Annotated in this window: 14 protein-coding genes; 11 read left to right on the top strand and 3 right to left on the bottom strand. The window is 55.3% G+C overall.

What is annotated here, in order from left to right; translation table 11 throughout:
* Positions 1-32: 32 nt before the first annotated feature.
* The 8 genes from HUV30_RS08815 (at position 33) to HUV30_RS08850 (ending at position 7,513) form a co-directional block, all read left to right on the top strand.
* Positions 33-803 carry a tetratricopeptide repeat protein gene (locus HUV30_RS08815; RefSeq protein WP_174405074.1) on the top strand — a complete coding sequence of 257 codons (771 nt, stop codon included), beginning with the start codon at positions 33-35 and terminating at the stop codon, positions 801-803.
* A 146-nt stretch (positions 804-949) separates the two neighbouring features.
* A complete protein-coding gene (locus HUV30_RS08820) occupies positions 950-1,345 on the top strand; it encodes an EamA family transporter (RefSeq protein WP_174405075.1) in 396 nt (131 codons plus the stop codon).
* 525 nt (positions 1,346-1,870) lie between these two features.
* Positions 1,871-2,917, top strand: a complete 1,047-nt coding sequence (locus HUV30_RS08825) for a 4Fe-4S dicluster domain-containing protein (RefSeq protein ID WP_174405076.1) — start codon at positions 1,871-1,873, stop codon at positions 2,915-2,917.
* The gene (locus HUV30_RS08830) at positions 2,907-3,740 is read left to right on the top strand and encodes an FAD/NAD(P)-binding protein (protein WP_174405077.1); all 834 of its coding nucleotides are present in this window, start codon (positions 2,907-2,909) and stop codon (positions 3,738-3,740) included. Before HUV30_RS08825 ends, HUV30_RS08830 begins: the two co-directional genes overlap by 11 nt.
* 9 nt (positions 3,741-3,749) lie before the next feature.
* Positions 3,750-4,496 carry an NADH-quinone oxidoreductase subunit B family protein gene (locus HUV30_RS08835; RefSeq protein ID WP_174405078.1) on the top strand — a complete coding sequence of 249 codons (747 nt, stop codon included), beginning with the start codon at positions 3,750-3,752 and terminating at the stop codon, positions 4,494-4,496.
* A gap of 18 nt (positions 4,497-4,514) precedes the next feature.
* The gene (locus HUV30_RS08840; protein WP_174405079.1) at positions 4,515-5,957 is read left to right on the top strand and encodes a Ni/Fe hydrogenase subunit alpha; all 1,443 of its coding nucleotides are present in this window, start codon (positions 4,515-4,517) and stop codon (positions 5,955-5,957) included.
* Between the two features lie 187 nt (positions 5,958-6,144).
* Positions 6,145-6,996: a hypothetical protein gene (locus HUV30_RS08845; protein ID WP_174405080.1), complete on the top strand. Its 852-nt coding sequence runs from the start codon at positions 6,145-6,147 to the stop codon at positions 6,994-6,996.
* Positions 6,989-7,513: a hypothetical protein gene (locus tag HUV30_RS08850; RefSeq protein ID WP_174405081.1), complete on the top strand. Its 525-nt coding sequence runs from the start codon at positions 6,989-6,991 to the stop codon at positions 7,511-7,513. The genes HUV30_RS08845 and HUV30_RS08850 overlap by 8 nt, the downstream gene beginning before the upstream one ends.
* A gap of 120 nt (positions 7,514-7,633) precedes the next feature.
* On the opposite strand, the gene HUV30_RS08855 is transcribed toward HUV30_RS08850, so the two are convergent.
* The 3 genes from HUV30_RS08855 to dnaE are packed head-to-tail and all read right to left on the bottom strand — an operon-like array spanning position 7,634 to position 12,143.
* Entirely contained in the window at positions 7,634-8,251 is a 618-nt protein-coding gene (locus tag HUV30_RS08855) for a MarC family protein (RefSeq protein ID WP_243452126.1), read from the bottom strand.
* 3 nt (positions 8,252-8,254) lie between these two features.
* Positions 8,255-8,665 carry a 6-carboxytetrahydropterin synthase QueD gene (gene queD, locus HUV30_RS08860; protein ID WP_174405082.1) on the bottom strand — a complete coding sequence of 137 codons (411 nt, stop codon included), beginning with the start codon at positions 8,663-8,665 and terminating at the stop codon, positions 8,255-8,257.
* The gene (gene dnaE, locus HUV30_RS08865) at positions 8,646-12,143 is read right to left on the bottom strand and encodes a DNA polymerase III subunit alpha (protein ID WP_174405083.1); all 3,498 of its coding nucleotides are present in this window, start codon (positions 12,141-12,143) and stop codon (positions 8,646-8,648) included. The genes queD and dnaE overlap by 20 nt, the downstream gene beginning before the upstream one ends.
* A 207-nt stretch (positions 12,144-12,350) precedes the next feature.
* On the opposite strand from dnaE, the gene HUV30_RS08870 reads away from it, so the two are divergent.
* From HUV30_RS08870 to HUV30_RS08880, 3 genes are all read left to right on the top strand, one after another.
* The gene (locus tag HUV30_RS08870) at positions 12,351-12,737 is read left to right on the top strand and encodes a hypothetical protein (RefSeq protein ID WP_174405084.1); all 387 of its coding nucleotides are present in this window, start codon (positions 12,351-12,353) and stop codon (positions 12,735-12,737) included.
* Entirely contained in the window at positions 12,734-13,540 is an 807-nt protein-coding gene (locus tag HUV30_RS08875; protein ID WP_174405085.1) for an HD domain-containing protein, read from the top strand. Before HUV30_RS08870 ends, HUV30_RS08875 begins: the two co-directional genes overlap by 4 nt.
* Before the next feature lie 140 nt (positions 13,541-13,680).
* Positions 13,681-14,250 (top strand): DJ-1/PfpI family protein, encoded by a 570-nt coding sequence (locus HUV30_RS08880; RefSeq protein WP_174405086.1) that lies wholly within the window; start codon positions 13,681-13,683, stop codon positions 14,248-14,250.
* Positions 14,251-14,307 lie beyond the last annotated feature (57 nt).

The following is a 14,307-nucleotide window of genomic DNA, read 5'->3' on the forward strand; positions in this document are numbered from 1 at the left end:
TGGCGTGGTGTGCCGGTAATAGGGGGAAGTAAATGGGGGCGGCAGACAGTGCGGAATCATCCGGAAGCAGTCCGTTTGCAGGAAAACCGCTGAAAGGGGTATTTTCTCTGGAGCAGTCTGCTGTCATCGGACATGGTACCACCAAGCGTAACACCAAATCACTGCAGTATTTTTATGTCATGGAAGAGCCGGATGGCCGTTGTTCCGTCCGCCTCATCAATTCCAATCATCTGCCCTCCGGTGAGGCGGAATATGCCTCTCTTGATCAGGTGATGCAGGACTATACCCCCGAGCCGGATTTCTATCACGAGAAGGTGTTCCCGGCCATGCGCGAGCTGGGCAAGACAATTGCCCGTGGTGAGCGGCATCTGAAGAATGGCGAACCCTACAGTGCGGAACTCGAATTCCTTGCCGCCCTCAAGCTTGATGAAGACAACGTGCGGGCTACGTTCGGGCTGGGGCTCGCATATCTTGATCGTGAGCAGGTGGACAAGGCCGATGTGGTCTTCCGCAAGCTGGTGAAGATGCGGGCCGCTTTTGAGCGAGAACACAAGCACATGTTCAACGCCTTCGGCATCAACCTGCGCCGCAACCACATGTTCTCGCAGGCGCTGGGGTTCTATGCCCGTGCCCAGCAGCTATGCGGTGCGGACGACCATCTCATGTTCAACATGGCCCGCTGCCTGTGCGATGCAGGCGATAACGATGGCTGCTGCACCTACCTGCGCAAGGCGCTTGAACTCAATCCTCACCAGAAGGAAGCCGCAAGCCTTCTGCGCCTTGTGGAAAAACGCAAGGGATAATCGCCGCCCTTGACGGAACCGCGATGTGCTTGTTTACCGTGTGGTAAAGAACAGATTTGGCCTGTTCCGTGTTGTCCACGGCGACCTCTTCAGTTGTCGGCTGCTTTGTCCGGCATGCTGTCCTCTGGCTGCTGACAAGCGGCGTAATGCGCGCGTTTCTGCGCCTCTCTCTCTTTGCTCCCGAAGAACTGCCTGTTCGGGTAACCCTTCTCTTTCTTCCCGGTGCCGTGCTGGCTCCCGCACCGGAGGCCCTGCCGTGGGAGGCCATAGGCGCGCTTGTCTACATGGGCCTGGGCATCACTTTTCTCGTGTATTTCGTCATCAATTATGCGCTTACCCGCATCAAGGCGGCGCACGTTATTCTGTTTTCTAACTTCATTCCCGTTTCCACCTTGCTGCTGGCCTATCTGGTGCTCGGCGAAACGCTGAACGCCTTCCAGTATGGCGGAGCGGCTATGGTGCTCTGCGGCGTTTTGCTGGCCGGTGCACCTGAAGAGGCAGGAGCGGGCAAGGAAGAATTTTGCACGGCTGCAGGAAAATGACCTGCGGCCGCCTGTAGCCGAATCGTATCGTCAGTACATTCGATCGGACATGTATCAGATGTATCGAATAGGTAATGGCTACTATTCCTGCAAGTGTGCTTTGCTGAAGCGCACTTGCGTGGAGGGGGTGATGCTATGGGGTGCTGATATACGTATGCAGATCTTTGCGTGATTTGGCAAAAGAGTTGGCAAAAATGGTGCATGATGCCTGATTGCAGTAAAATGTTGATGGAATATGCTGTATCGTACGCAGAAAACAATGGCAGACTGGTGAAAAGTGACTGTTTGAGCGCATAACACCAATCGTTATTTCACACATTCTTGTTAAAACTCCATTTCTGTACTATGCATCACGGTGCTGTTTGCGTGTTATTGTGATGCAGGGGTTGTGTTACAATGCACTATTTTTCACAAACAGCGAACTCTCTTCCCGTTACTGCATTGTCTTCGCACGCCGTGCATCATGAGGGGTCATGGTGCATGCTCCATGCGTGATGGTGCTCCACCTTTGAAGCGGAGGAATCCATGACTTCGTATACTGTGTATATGGATCAGCTTCCGGGGCTGCTGGAGCTTTGGGCCAGAGAATTTCAGGTTCATGTTCCGGTGGAAGTTGAAGAAGGCATCTATGATTTCGTCCCATGGCGCAAAGATGAGGAAATCGCCTGGGAATACGATGTTGCCTACAATACGCTGAAGCGCTTCTTCCTTCCCCCCCGCGAAACTCTGTTGCGTTTTGATCCTGCCGCGTGCACAGCGGAAGTCGTGTGCGAGGCACCCAAGCAGCTTCTGTTTGGCGTGCACCCGTATGACGTTAAGGCTGCCAACCAGCTGGATACGCTCATGCGCAAGGATGTGCCTGACAACAATTTCATCTCCAGAAAGAAGAACACCGTCATCTTTGCTCTGGAACCTGCCGCCGTTGCCCGTAACGCCTTCTGGGCGTCCGTTGACGCGCACAAAATCGACAACGGCTACGACCTGTACTGGACCCGCATAAGCTCGGCCTCTTTCCACGTGGAGGTTGCCACCCGCCGGGGCAAGGAGCTGTTGCTTGCGGGCGGGCCTCTGGACCTTGCCACGGACGCGGACAAGGAAGCCGCACGCCATGCGCACCAGCGCATCATCAAGGAATCGTTGCGCGACGGCCTGAAATATCCGTGGCGTGAAACAGCGGATATCCTGAGCCGCGCATGGGATTCCACCCTGTGGCAGCACCGCGCGCGACACTGCTTTTCGTGCGGCACCTGCAATCTTGTCTGTCCCACCTGTTACTGCTTCGACATGAAGGAGGAGCTGGATAACACCCTGACCAAGGGCGAGCGCTACCGCGAATGGGACGGCTGCATGATGGACAGCTTCTCGCGCGTGGCCGGTGATCATAACTTCCGGCCGCATACCCGTGAGCGGTTCCGTCACCGCTACTACCGCAAGGGCAAGTACATCTATGACAAGATAGGCCAGCTGGGCTGTGTGGGCTGCGGCAGGTGTGTTTCCGGATGCACCTCGGGCATTGCCGACCCCAAGGCCGTGTTCAACGAACTGTGGGAGGCGGACCGTCATGACTCCTGATACCCTGTTCCAATACGTTCCCGCGCCCGCAACGCTGGTGAAGAAGGAAAAGCTCTCCGACTTCGTCACCCTGTTCACCTTCCAGCCGGATAACGGCAGGGCGCTCATGCACAAGCCCGGCCAGTTCATCATGCTTTCCATGTACGGGGTGGGCGAAGCGCCTTTCTCGGTCAGCTCGCCGCCCAACGCCACGGGCAGCACCTTTGAGCTCGCGGTGCGCCGCATAGGCAACGTGACCAACGCCATGCACGAAATGAAGGTGGGGCAGAAGGTCGGCATACGCGGCCCCTACGGCACCAGCTTTCCCGTGCAGGATTTCGTGGGCAAGGACACCATCTTCGTGGCGGGGGGCCTCGGCTACATTCCGTTGCGCAGCCTGCTGCACTATCAGTTGCGTCACCGCGACGAGTTCGGCCGCATCATCGTCATGATCGGCTGCCGCAATCCTTCCGAGCGTATCTTCATTGACCAGATCAAAGAGCTTGAGGCCCGCGAGGACGTGGAAGTCTACGAAACCGTGGACTGCGGCAACGAGAACTGGTGTGGCAACGTGGGGCTCATCACCTCGCTGCTGCCGCATGTGGAGATTGATCCCGACATCACCCATGTGGCCATGGTGGGGCCGCCTGTCATGTACAAGTTTGTCATCCAGCAGTGTCAGGCGCGTGGCATTTCGCGCGAGAACATTTATGTTTCGCTGGAACGGCACATGAAATGCGGCATAGGCAAGTGCGGACACTGCCAGATAAACGGGCTGAATGCCTGTGTGGAAGGGCCGGTGTTCAAGTATCACGACATTCAGACCCACCCCGAAGCCATTTAGGAGGACGCCATGAAACGGAAACCGAAAATAGCGTTCTTTGACTTTGCAGGTTGCGAGGGCGACCAGCTTCAGGTGGCGAATCTTGAGGAAACCCTGCTCGACGTGCTCGGGCATGTGGAAGTGGTGAGCTTCCGCGAGGTGATGACCGGCCATAGCGATGACTATGATATCGCGCTGGTGGAAGGTTCCATCACCCGTCCTGAAGATGAGGAACGGCTGAAGGAGATACGCGCAAACGCCAAGATTCTGGTGGCGTTTGGTGCCTGTGCGACCATCGGCGGCGTGAACGCCATGAAGAACTTCATGAGCGAAACCATGTATCGCCGTCAGGTATACGGCGACAACGCCCGTTGCTACAGCACCTATGCTGCCCGGCCGCTTTCCGCTGTGGTGAAGGTGGATGCCGAGATTCACGGCTGTCCCATCGACCGCAACGAGTTTCTGCGCATCATCAAGGACCTGATCATAGGCAAGCGCCCCTTTGTGCCGGACTATCCTGTCTGCGCAGAGTGCAAGCAGGCCGGTAACATATGCCGGTATGATCTTGGCCAGCTGTGTCTGGGCATGATCACCCGTGCAGGCTGCGGCGCATGCTGCATCAACGAGGGAGCCCACTGCTGGGGCTGCCGCGGGCTCGCGCCCATGGCGAACCTTGATGCCGCCCGCTATGTGATGGAGGAGCGTGCCGGATACAGCCGTTCCGAAGTGCAGGATCTGCTGCGCATTTTCCTCAGTCATACCACCGCGCCTCTGTAGGCTGCGGGAGGAGATACGATGAGCGCCAAGAAAGTGAAGAAAGACGAAACCAAGGCCCCCGAGCCCGTCGCAACCTGTGCCGCGTGCACTGATCCTGTGCTGGCTGCGGAGGCTGAAGGCAAAAAGACCATACATGTGCACCACGTTACGCGCGTGGAAGGGCACGGCAATATCGTTGTCGTGATCGGCGAGAACAACGCGGTGGAAACCGTGCGCTGGGAAGTGCCGGAAGCGCCGCGCTTCTTCGAGGCCATATTGCAGGGGCGCAGCTATAAGGATGTGCACCAGATCGTGTCGCGCATCTGCGGCATCTGTTCCATAGGGCATCAGCTGTCCTCGTTGCAGGCAACGGAAGATGCCATGAACATCCGCATCTCCGCCCAGACGGTCACGCTGCGCAAGTTGGCCATTCATGCGGAGAACCTGCAGAGCCATCTGTTGCATCTTGCCTATCTCGTGCTGCCGGACCTGATGGGGGTGGGTTCCGTCATTCCGCTGGCAGAAACGCATAAGCCGCAACTTGTGGGGCTTATCGCCCTGCGTCGTCTGGCAAACGAGTTCTCGCGTACCATCTGCGGCCGCACCACGCACCCGCAGCGCATGGTGCCGGGCGGGTTCACCAAGCTGCCGACGGAAGAGGAGCTGCTTGTGCTGCTCAACGGCTTCCGCGACAGTCTGCCCGGTTTCAGGGAAGCCGCAAATCTGTTCGCCTCGCTGGCGGGCAAGTTCCCTGACTTCAGTCGTGAGACCGAATACATCGGCCTTGTTTCCCCCTCGGAATACGCCCTGTACCGGGGCGAGGTGGGATCATCCGACGCAAGCCGCAAGCCTGCCAGCTTCTACCGCAATGTGACGCAGGAATACTGTGTTCCCCAGTCCACGGCCAAGTGGACAAAGAACAAGCGTAATTCCTTTATGGTGGGGGCGCTTTCACGCTACAAGCTGAACCATATGCATCTCAAGCCCACGGCGCGGGAAGTGGCAAAGCTTGTGGGGCTTACCCCCGAAACGGTGAACCCTTATCACAACAACCTTGCGCAGCTGGTGGAATGTGTTCACTCGGTGGAAGATTCCATGGAACTGGTGGAATCCTTGCTTGTTGGCGGAGTGAAGCGCGAAAAAGCGCCTGTGATCCGCCCCCGTGCAGGGCGCGGTGTGGGTGCCGTGGAAGTGCCGCGGGGCATTCTGTTCCACAGTTATGAATACGATGCCAAGGGCCGCATGGTTGAGGCGGATTGCGTTATCCCCACCAACATGAACCACGCCAACATTCAGCACGATCTGGAAGCACTGGTGCCGATGATCGCGGACAAGTCCGAAGCCGAGATAGAGCTGACGACATCCATGCTGGTGCGGGCGTATGACCCGTGCATATCGTGCTCCACCCATTGTCTGGACATTACCCCCAATCAGGAAAGCAAGCCGGATAGGGGCGTGAAGTTCGTGTATAAGGGGCGGTAGGTGAGATGAGTAGGGAAGAGTAGAAAGAGACACGAGAAGAAATGAAGAAGCCCGCATCGAAAGGTGCGGGTTTTTTTGCTGTGTATGGACATTGAGTTGACATATGCCCACAATTGTCTGTGAGTATCGTGTTTGATATTGAATTATCGAATCTGCTGATATAGGTTGCTCGAAATAGGAGGGGGGTATGCCTCGCAAACCACTTGCAGTTTTCTATCCATGCACTATTTCGATTTTCCCTAATTTACTCGCTGAGTCACTGCCTCCCATCCTAAGGAAGGGTCAGACCCCAATGGATTTGATTTGGGAGAAGGTCGTAGAGCAAAAGAATTTCTCATTTCATAGTGGAAACCGTGATCGAATACTTAAATTTCGCGATTTGATTTTTATAGAAAATGAACTGCAAGGGGGGCGTATAACGCAGCAAAAAGAGCGTGTCTATATGGATGATGATGGAGAGCATTTGCATGCAAGTATTGTTTCTGATCATCCGCCAATTTGGTTTTTGATCAGTAAAGAGAAGCAGATATTGTATATACAAGCGAATTGTTATTCTCGGATAGGGATTGCAATATCATCGCTATGTAAAGCTCTAAGTAGTATTTTTACCAATATGCTAGACTCTATGTATACTGTTGAAGTAAAAAGACTTCCAGCGAAGGGCCGTTTTTGGGATATTGTTAAGAGGTCTAAGGGGGTAAACTATGTGGAATTTAAGTTTATGGTTCCAAATATTGCAGGAAGAACAAGTGCTGAAATACGAGAAGAATTGAACAGACTCAAAATTGAGGAGAATGTCACTTCTATTGTTGAAAGAAAAGAAAGTAAGCTTGGGTGTCTTCGCGTTGTTGAAGATGAAGTTACAAAAGCAAAAGTTGATACTATAGAAAATACTGGTGGAGTTTGGTCAATAAATAATAATGAGGGTATTTTTAGAAGTACAGATAATGATGCTAAAGTGAATGTTTCGCATATTGGTGAAGTTTTCAGTTCTCAAATTATTCACCAATTAAGAGAAGAGTTGGCGGGTAATGATTAGTTATTTGATTGCATATTTAAGGACTATGTGCTTTTTTAAGGTTGTTGTTCTGTCTTGTATTAGTACTTTAGCTTTGTCAAAAACTGGTCAAAATGAGTTTTATGGAAACATAATGACTTTATTGGGCATTTTATCAGGTAGTTCTTTGGCATGCGTTGCAATAGCTGCTACTGTTTTGACAAATGAGTCATTTATTAATCTGTCAATTGATTTAAATGTTGGCAAGAGAGTATATGGCGCATACGTTGATTCAATTAGGAATGATTGTTTGTTTGTGTTCTTTAGTCTCATTTTTGTTGTAACGTTCTATTGTATTCATGATGTTGACTTGCCTGGTATATCAATGCCCTTGTCTTTTGTAACAAAGCGTGATTTATTAATGTTTTTGACTCTCGTTTTGTTTTTTTCAAGTATTTCAGCGCTTAAAGACGTTTTAGAGTCTATCGTAGAGATAATTAAATTATTCTATGAGGGTGTTTGTAAGAAGAGAAAAACTTGTTCTAGTAATGAAGGGTAACTTCACAATGTCAAATATTGAGTGAGCGATTAAAATAGCCGCTGCTTCTAACCCGAAGCAGCGGCTGCGATATTTCTGACGGCCGACTATAGGCAGGCAACTTGGCCTGCGTGCTTTCGTCTAAAACGTCTTCAAATACATGCTTATCCCATCCTCAAGCATCTGCACTGCCAGAAAGACGAGGATAAGCCCCATCAGCCTTTCTGCTGCTCGCATGCCGCGCTTACCCAGATATTTGAGCAAACTTGGCGCACTCATCATGATGAGGAAAGTGGCACCCCATGCGCCCAGAATGCCGAGCAGCACTTCTGGGGAGCCGAGCCAGCCATGCTGGCCCTGCGCCCTGTGCGCATAGAGCATAACCGCCGCAAGCGCGGACGGACCTGCGATGAGCGGCACGGCAATGGGCACGATGAAGGGGTCGCGGTCCAGCTCCACCACGCTTTCACCCGCCTGCGGGAACACCATTTTCATGGCGATGATGAACAGGATGATGCCGCCGGAAAGGCGCAGGGTGGACTGATGGATATTCAGCACGCCGAGCAGCCATTCGCCGAAATAGTGGAACACGAAGATGATGATCAGCGCGAAGATGAGTTCGCGGAACAGAATGCGGCGCTGACGTTCAAGCGAGTGTTCGTTGAGCATGGGCAGGCACACGGCTGCGTTGCCGATGGGGTCCATGATCAGGAAGAGGGGCAGGGCGATTTCAAATATCGCCTGCATGCTGAGCTGCATATGCTAAAGCTCCATGTAGGTGGCGGACTGGGCCGCTTTTTCGGAAACCGTGACAGCATGCACACGCACGCCGTTTGCATCTTCCCTGCCGGAAAGACGCTCGGCAAGATGGCGATATATGAACCGCGAAAGGTTCTCCGACGACGGATTCATCACGTCGAAGGGGGGCATTTCGTTCAGCATCTTGTGGTCCAGCATCTCAAGCACACCCTTGAGTTCCTGCTTGAGCACCTTGAAGTCCAGCACGAGTTCCGTATCCGGGGTGAGACGGTCGCCTTCCACCACGGCTTCCACGGCAAAGTTGTGGCCGTGCATGTTCTCGCACTTGCCGCAATAGTTGCGCAGCGCATGGGCTGCGGCAAAATCCGAACGCACGGTAAGACGCCAGATGCCCTTAGGCTGTCTGTCTGTCATTGAGAGCTCCTTTCCAGGCGGTAAAATCCTTTTCAAACGCAGGGCCGGGCAGGATGGAGTAGCGGTCGTCCACCTGATAGAAGGCGAACGTGCCGTTGATGTTCACGCATATCTGCACGGGAACGGCTCCCTGATGCCTCTGCAGCAGACTCTTGAAGGCGACCAGCGATTCGCGGTCCAGCCCTTCCGTGGGCAGGTCCAGCGTGGTGGGGTCGCCATTGCTGAAGCAGGCTTCTGCCAGAGGCTGGACCTTTTCGGCAAGCAGTTTGATCTCTTTTACGGCATCCTCGTCCTCTTCGGTGGGTTCATCCTCGTCCTTGCCGTTCTTCTGCTCGGCAACCTTGGCGGTAAGCAGCAGCGGCTGGTCGGAATGGAACAGCTCGCGCCCTTCGGCATACGCTTCAGGGAAGATGATGAGCTCGCCGGAGGCGGTAAGGTCTTCGATGTTCGCAAAGGCCATCTTGGAGCCCTTCTTGGTAATGTGCTCCTTGATTCCGGTGATGAGAATGGCGCACTTCACTTCCGTTCCTGCCGCAAGGTCGGCGCATTCTTCCAGCGGCATGAGCTGCAGGCGCATCAGTTCGCGGCGGTAGGGCTGGAGCGGATGGCTGGTGAGGTAGAAGCCAAGGGCCTCTTTCTCGAACTTCAGCTTCATTTCGTCCGACCACTCGTCCATGCCCTGTTCTTCGCAGTCAAAGCCGATGCCGGGGCAGACCTGCGGCTCTTCCTTGATCATGGTGAACAGGGAAACCTGATTGGAGTCCTTTTCCTTGGCCTTTTTCTGCGCACGCACCACCACGGTGTCGAGCGAGGCCATCATGCCGTGGCGGGAACAGCCGAGGCAGTCCATGGCACCGCCCTTGATCAGGCTTTCTATCACGCGCTTGGTCACCTTGCGGGTGTTCACGCGGCAGAGCAGGTCGAGCAGCGAGGCAAAGGGGCCACCCTCCTGCCGGGCATCAACGATTTCGCGTATGGCTTCGTCGCCCACGTTCTTGATGCCGCCAAGGCCGTATACAACCTTGCCGTCATGCACGGTAAACTGGCGATACGAGGTCTGCACACTGGGTTGCACCACCTCTATGTCCATGTCGCGGCAGGCGGCAACGTACTTGAGAATCTTGTCCTGATTGCCCATTTCCGAGGTCATGAGCGCGGCCATGAACTCGGCGGGGTAGTGCACCTTGAGATAGGCGGTCCAGTACGAGATGAGCGCGTAGGCGGCGGAGTGCGATTTGTTGAAGCCGTAGGCCGCGAACTGCTCCATCAAGTCGAATATTTCGTTGGCCTTGGTTTCGTCTATGCCGTTTTCCGCGGCACCGGAAACGAACTTGCCGCGCTCCTGCGCCATGGCCTCGGGGTTCTTTTTACCCATTGCACGGCGCAGAAGGTCTGCACCGCCCAGCGTGTATTTGGCGACTATCTGGGCGATCTGCATGACCTGCTCCTGATAGACGATAACGCCGTAGGTGGGCTTGAGGCAGTCCTCCAGCGATGGCAGCGGATAGATGACGGGCACCTGCCCGTGCTTGCGCTTGATGAATTCGTCAACCATGCCCGAGTTCAGCGGCCCCGGACGGTACAGGGCCAGCATGGCGATGACGTCGTCAAAGCAGGTGGGCTTGAGCATGCGCAGATAGGTACGCATGCCGGAGCTTTCCACCTGGAAGATGCCGTCGGTGTCACCGCGCTGGTACAGTTCGTAGGTGGGCAGGTCGTCAAAGGCGAGCGTATCCAGATTGGGCGGCTCTTTGCCCGCCAGCGCAATGTTGTCCACCGCGTCCTGAATAACAGTCATGGTGCGCAGGCCGAGGAAGTCGAACTTCACCAGACCCACGGCTTCGACCTTCTTCATGTCGAACTGGGTCACCATGCCGCCCTTCTTATCCTTGTAGAGCGGCAGGTAGTCCGTCATGGGACGGTCAGACATGACCACGCCCGCAGCGTGGGTGGAGGCGTGCCGGCAAAGCCCCTCAAGGCGCATGGAAATATCCAGCAGCTTGGTCACGGTGGGATCGGAACGGTACAGCTCCGCCAGTTCCGGTTCCGCGTCCAGCGCCTTTTTGATGGTCATCTTCAGGTCTTCGGGAATGAGCTTGGAAATGCGGTCGCCTTCCTGAAAGCTCAGGCCCTGCGCACGCGCAACGTCGCGCACCACAGCCTTGGCCTTCATTTTTCCGAAGGTGGTGATCTGCGCAACCTTGTCTTCGCCGTAGCGGCGCTGGGTGTACTTGATGACCTCGCCGCGACGGCGTTCGCAGAAGTCCACGTCGATATCGGGCATGGACACGCGTTCGATGTTCAGAAAGCGTTCGAACAGCAGGTCGTAGGGTATGGGGTCAAGGTTGGTTATGCGCAGCGACCACGCCACCAGCGAACCGGCGGCGGAACCACGGCCGGGACCGACGGGAATGCCGTTGTCCTTGGCCCAGTTGATGAAGTCCTGCACGATAAGGAAGTAGGCAGGAAAACCCATCTGGTTGATGACGCCAAGCTCGTATTCAAGGCGGTCCCAATAGGCTTGCTCATCCACCTTGTAGGGGATGGTTTCAAGGCGTCGCTTCAGGCCTTCCTGAGACAGGCGGTTGAACTCCTGCTCCATGGAAACGCCTTCCGGCAGCTCGTATTCCGGGAAATAGTAATGGCCGAGATCGAGCTTGCAGTCGATCATGTCGGCAATCTTCACCGTGTTGGCAATGGCTTCAGGCACATGGCTGAAGGCCTTTTCCATCTCTTCCGGCGACTTGTAATACAGCTCGGTGGTGTCAAAGCGCATGCGCTTTTCATCGGTCACCTTGGCGCTGGTCTGGATGCAGAGCAGGGTGTCGTGGGCTTCCACGTCGCTTGCGTTCAGGTAGTGGCAGTCGTTGGTGGCAACAAGCGGCAGGCCCGTAATCCTGGCAAGCTCGATGAGCTTTTCGTTCAGCTCGTCCTGTTCCCTTATGCCGTTATCCTGCAGTTCCAGAAAGAAACGGCCGGGGTAGATGCCGGAATAGATGTTTGCCAGCTCCACGGCGCGGTCCATGCCCTCGTTCATGAGCGCACGCGGAATCTCGCCCGCAAGGCAGGCGGAAAGGGCGATAATGCCCTCGCTGTATTCGGCAAGCATTTCGCGGCTTACGCGCGGCTTGTAGTGAAAGCCTTCGGTAAATCCGCGTGTAACCAGACGGCAGAGGTTGTGGTAGCCTTCGTCGGTCTGGGCCAGAAGCACAAGGTGGTAGCGCTTGCGGCTGGTTTCGCTGGTGCGGTCGGTGTGGTCGCCGTGCGCCACGTACACTTCGCAGCCGATAATGGGTTTAAGGCCCATTTTCTGCGCCAGCGTGTAGAAATAGACCGCGCCGAACATGTTGCCGTGGTCGGTAATGGCCACGGCGGGCATGCCGAAGTCCTTGGCCTTGTTGCAAAGGTCCTCAAGACGGATGGCACCGTCAAGCAGGCTGTATTCCGTATGACAATGGAGATGAACAAAATCTGGCATTGGGTAGTGTCGTGTTAGAGGGGAAAAGATCGACATCTGTGTACCAGATTCACCCATCCGTCACAACCTCGCTTGAGAACTAATATCGTAACATGCTGAAAAGATATGGCATGTTCCTGATTGTTTCATACGGTTCCGGCACTTGCTCAGGCGGAAGGCATGGCGTACAAGAACCGCTAAACCGCCGCATGGCGCAAGGAGTGAACCGTGTTTGACCGCTTTTACAATATGGGCCGCCGCGCCTCAGCTCTCGTCACTGTTCTCGCTCCGGCTCTTGCCGCTGCTCTTGTTTCTTCCGTCAGCGTGGCATTTGCCGCCCCTGCCGCGGAAGAAGTAGCCGCTCCTTCCGAGTTCATGGTGAAGCTGGATGCCTTTCTGAATACCAAGTGGGGGCAATATGCCCTTATTTTCATCTTTTTCCTCATGATTATCGGGTATCTGCGTGCGCTCTTTGGTCCCAGAGGCTTTTTCCGCGAGAAGAAGTGGGATGAGTGGAATGAAGAGATGCGCCGCAAGGAAGCCGAGGCAAAGGCCGCCCGTGAGGCTGAACGCCTTGCTGATGCCGGTCGTACCAAAGCGGAGAAGCAGGCATGACCCCCCTGCCGGATATAGCTGCGCACGAGGCGTGGTTTGAGGCATGGACAGCCGGCTACCTGACCGACGACGAGCAGGATAACCGGTATATCGAGCTTAAGCGCAATCACACTATGCGCGTGCTTGAGAACGCCCGGCGCATTGTCGGCACGCTGGATATGCCGGAACATGTGGCCCGCACGGCATTGCTTGCCGCGCTGTATCATGATGTGGGGCGTTTTCCGCAATATGCGCAGTACCGCACGTTCAGCGATCAGCGTTCTGTGAACCACGGCATTCTGGGCTGCAAAACGCTGCGGCGTCTGGGGGTGCTCAACGGGGGCAGCCGCAACGAGGCTGCGCTTTGCGAATCCCGCAGTACGCAAGCCAATGTGCTGGCCAGCGTTGCCATGCACAACCGCTTTCGTGTGCCTTCCGGCATATCGTCCGCCCTGCGCGCCGTCACCGATGTGGTGCGCGACAGCGACAAGATTGATATTTTTCCCGTCATGATCGCCACCTTCACCCGCGACGGTTCTGAGAACGACGTGGTGACTCTGCATCTGGAAGAGAAGGAGGGGGCATGGTCGCCGGGCATTCTCGAATCCCTGCGGGAACGCCGTCTCGCCAGCTACAAAGACATGCGCTATGTGAACGACTTCAAGCTGCTGCTGGGATCGTGGGTGTTTGAACTGAACTATGCAGAGAGCCGCCTCATGCTGCGCGAGCGCGGGCTTGTGGAGGCACTGCTTGCCACGTGGCCTGAGCATCCCGATGTGGTGGCCATGAAGGATGTGGTGCGCGAAGCGCTCATGCGCGACTAGGTCTGCGAATGGACCTGACACCCTGAACATCTCTGACGAGTTTTAGTGTATTCGTTCGGCGTTGTTTGCAGGCAACTCGCAAGCCGACAGCCGTTTGTAATCTGGATGAGCCTGTTTTGCATGAGAGAGGGAGGTTGAAGTTGGCAAAGATTGCGCTTGTACTGACGCAGGGATTCGCAGACTGGGAATACGCGTTTATCGCCGGAACGGGAGTACCCTTTTACGGCTTTGATGTCCGTTTTTTCGCCCCCGAGGCTGGAGTTGTCCGTTCTCAGGGCGGGTTGGAGGCCATGGTTCCGCATGGACTGAATGAGATTGTCGCTTGGGCACCGGATGTGCTTGTCGTGGTAGGCGGTAGCATCTGGGCATCTCCCGATGCGCCGGACATCGGGGAGCTTCTGAAGGCGTATCATACCGCCGGAGGTACGGTGGCAGGCATATGCGGCGGCAGTCTGGCCCTTGCACGGGCCGGTATCCTTGATGCGACCCCCCATACATCCAACGATGCTGATTTTCTGGCGGAAAATGCTGCAGGTTATGCTGGTGGCGCATGTTATTGCCAGAGTCCATCTGCTGTTGTCGGGGAGCGTGTGATTACAGCACCGGGAACCGCTCCTGTCAGCTTTACTTCGGCAGTCTTCGCCGCTGCCGGTCTGGATGAAAGTGCTGTGGCGCAGTTCAGATCCATGCTGGCGGCTGAGCACGGGTAACAAGTCTGCTTTCAGCCTGCAGTGTGTGACAAATTTCGAATAGACAAGAAAAGCCCC

This window comes from Desulfovibrio subterraneus, from assembly GCF_013340285.1.
Taxonomy (GTDB): domain Bacteria; phylum Desulfobacterota; class Desulfovibrionia; order Desulfovibrionales; family Desulfovibrionaceae; genus Halodesulfovibrio; species Halodesulfovibrio subterraneus.

Bases quoted from the DNA above. Each gene is read 5' to 3' on its own strand.
- HUV30_RS08840 (WP_174405079.1), top strand. From the start codon at position 4,515: ATGAGCGCCAAGAAAGTGAAGAAAGACGAAACCAAGGCCCCCGAGCCC.
- HUV30_RS08820 (WP_174405075.1), top strand. From the start codon at position 950: ATGCGCGCGTTTCTGCGCCTCTCTCTCTTTGCTCCCGAAGAACTGCCT.
- HUV30_RS08875 (WP_174405085.1), top strand. From the start codon at position 12,734: ATGACCCCCCTGCCGGATATAGCTGCGCACGAGGCGTGGTTTGAGGCA.
- HUV30_RS08835 (WP_174405078.1), top strand. From the start codon at position 3,750: ATGAAACGGAAACCGAAAATAGCGTTCTTTGACTTTGCAGGTTGCGAG.
- HUV30_RS08825 (WP_174405076.1), top strand. From the start codon at position 1,871: ATGACTTCGTATACTGTGTATATGGATCAGCTTCCGGGGCTGCTGGAG.
- HUV30_RS08850 (WP_174405081.1), top strand. From the start codon at position 6,989: ATGATTAGTTATTTGATTGCATATTTAAGGACTATGTGCTTTTTTAAG.
- HUV30_RS08815 (WP_174405074.1), top strand. From the start codon at position 33: ATGGGGGCGGCAGACAGTGCGGAATCATCCGGAAGCAGTCCGTTTGCA.
- HUV30_RS08830 (WP_174405077.1), top strand. From the start codon at position 2,907: ATGACTCCTGATACCCTGTTCCAATACGTTCCCGCGCCCGCAACGCTG.
- queD (WP_174405082.1), bottom strand. From the start codon at position 8,665: ATGACAGACAGACAGCCTAAGGGCATCTGGCGTCTTACCGTGCGTTCG.
- HUV30_RS08855 (WP_243452126.1), bottom strand. From the start codon at position 8,251: ATGCAGCTCAGCATGCAGGCGATATTTGAAATCGCCCTGCCCCTCTTC.
- dnaE (WP_174405083.1), bottom strand. From the start codon at position 12,143: ATGCCAGATTTTGTTCATCTCCATTGTCATACGGAATACAGCCTGCTT.
- HUV30_RS08845 (WP_174405080.1), top strand. From the start codon at position 6,145: ATGCCTCGCAAACCACTTGCAGTTTTCTATCCATGCACTATTTCGATT.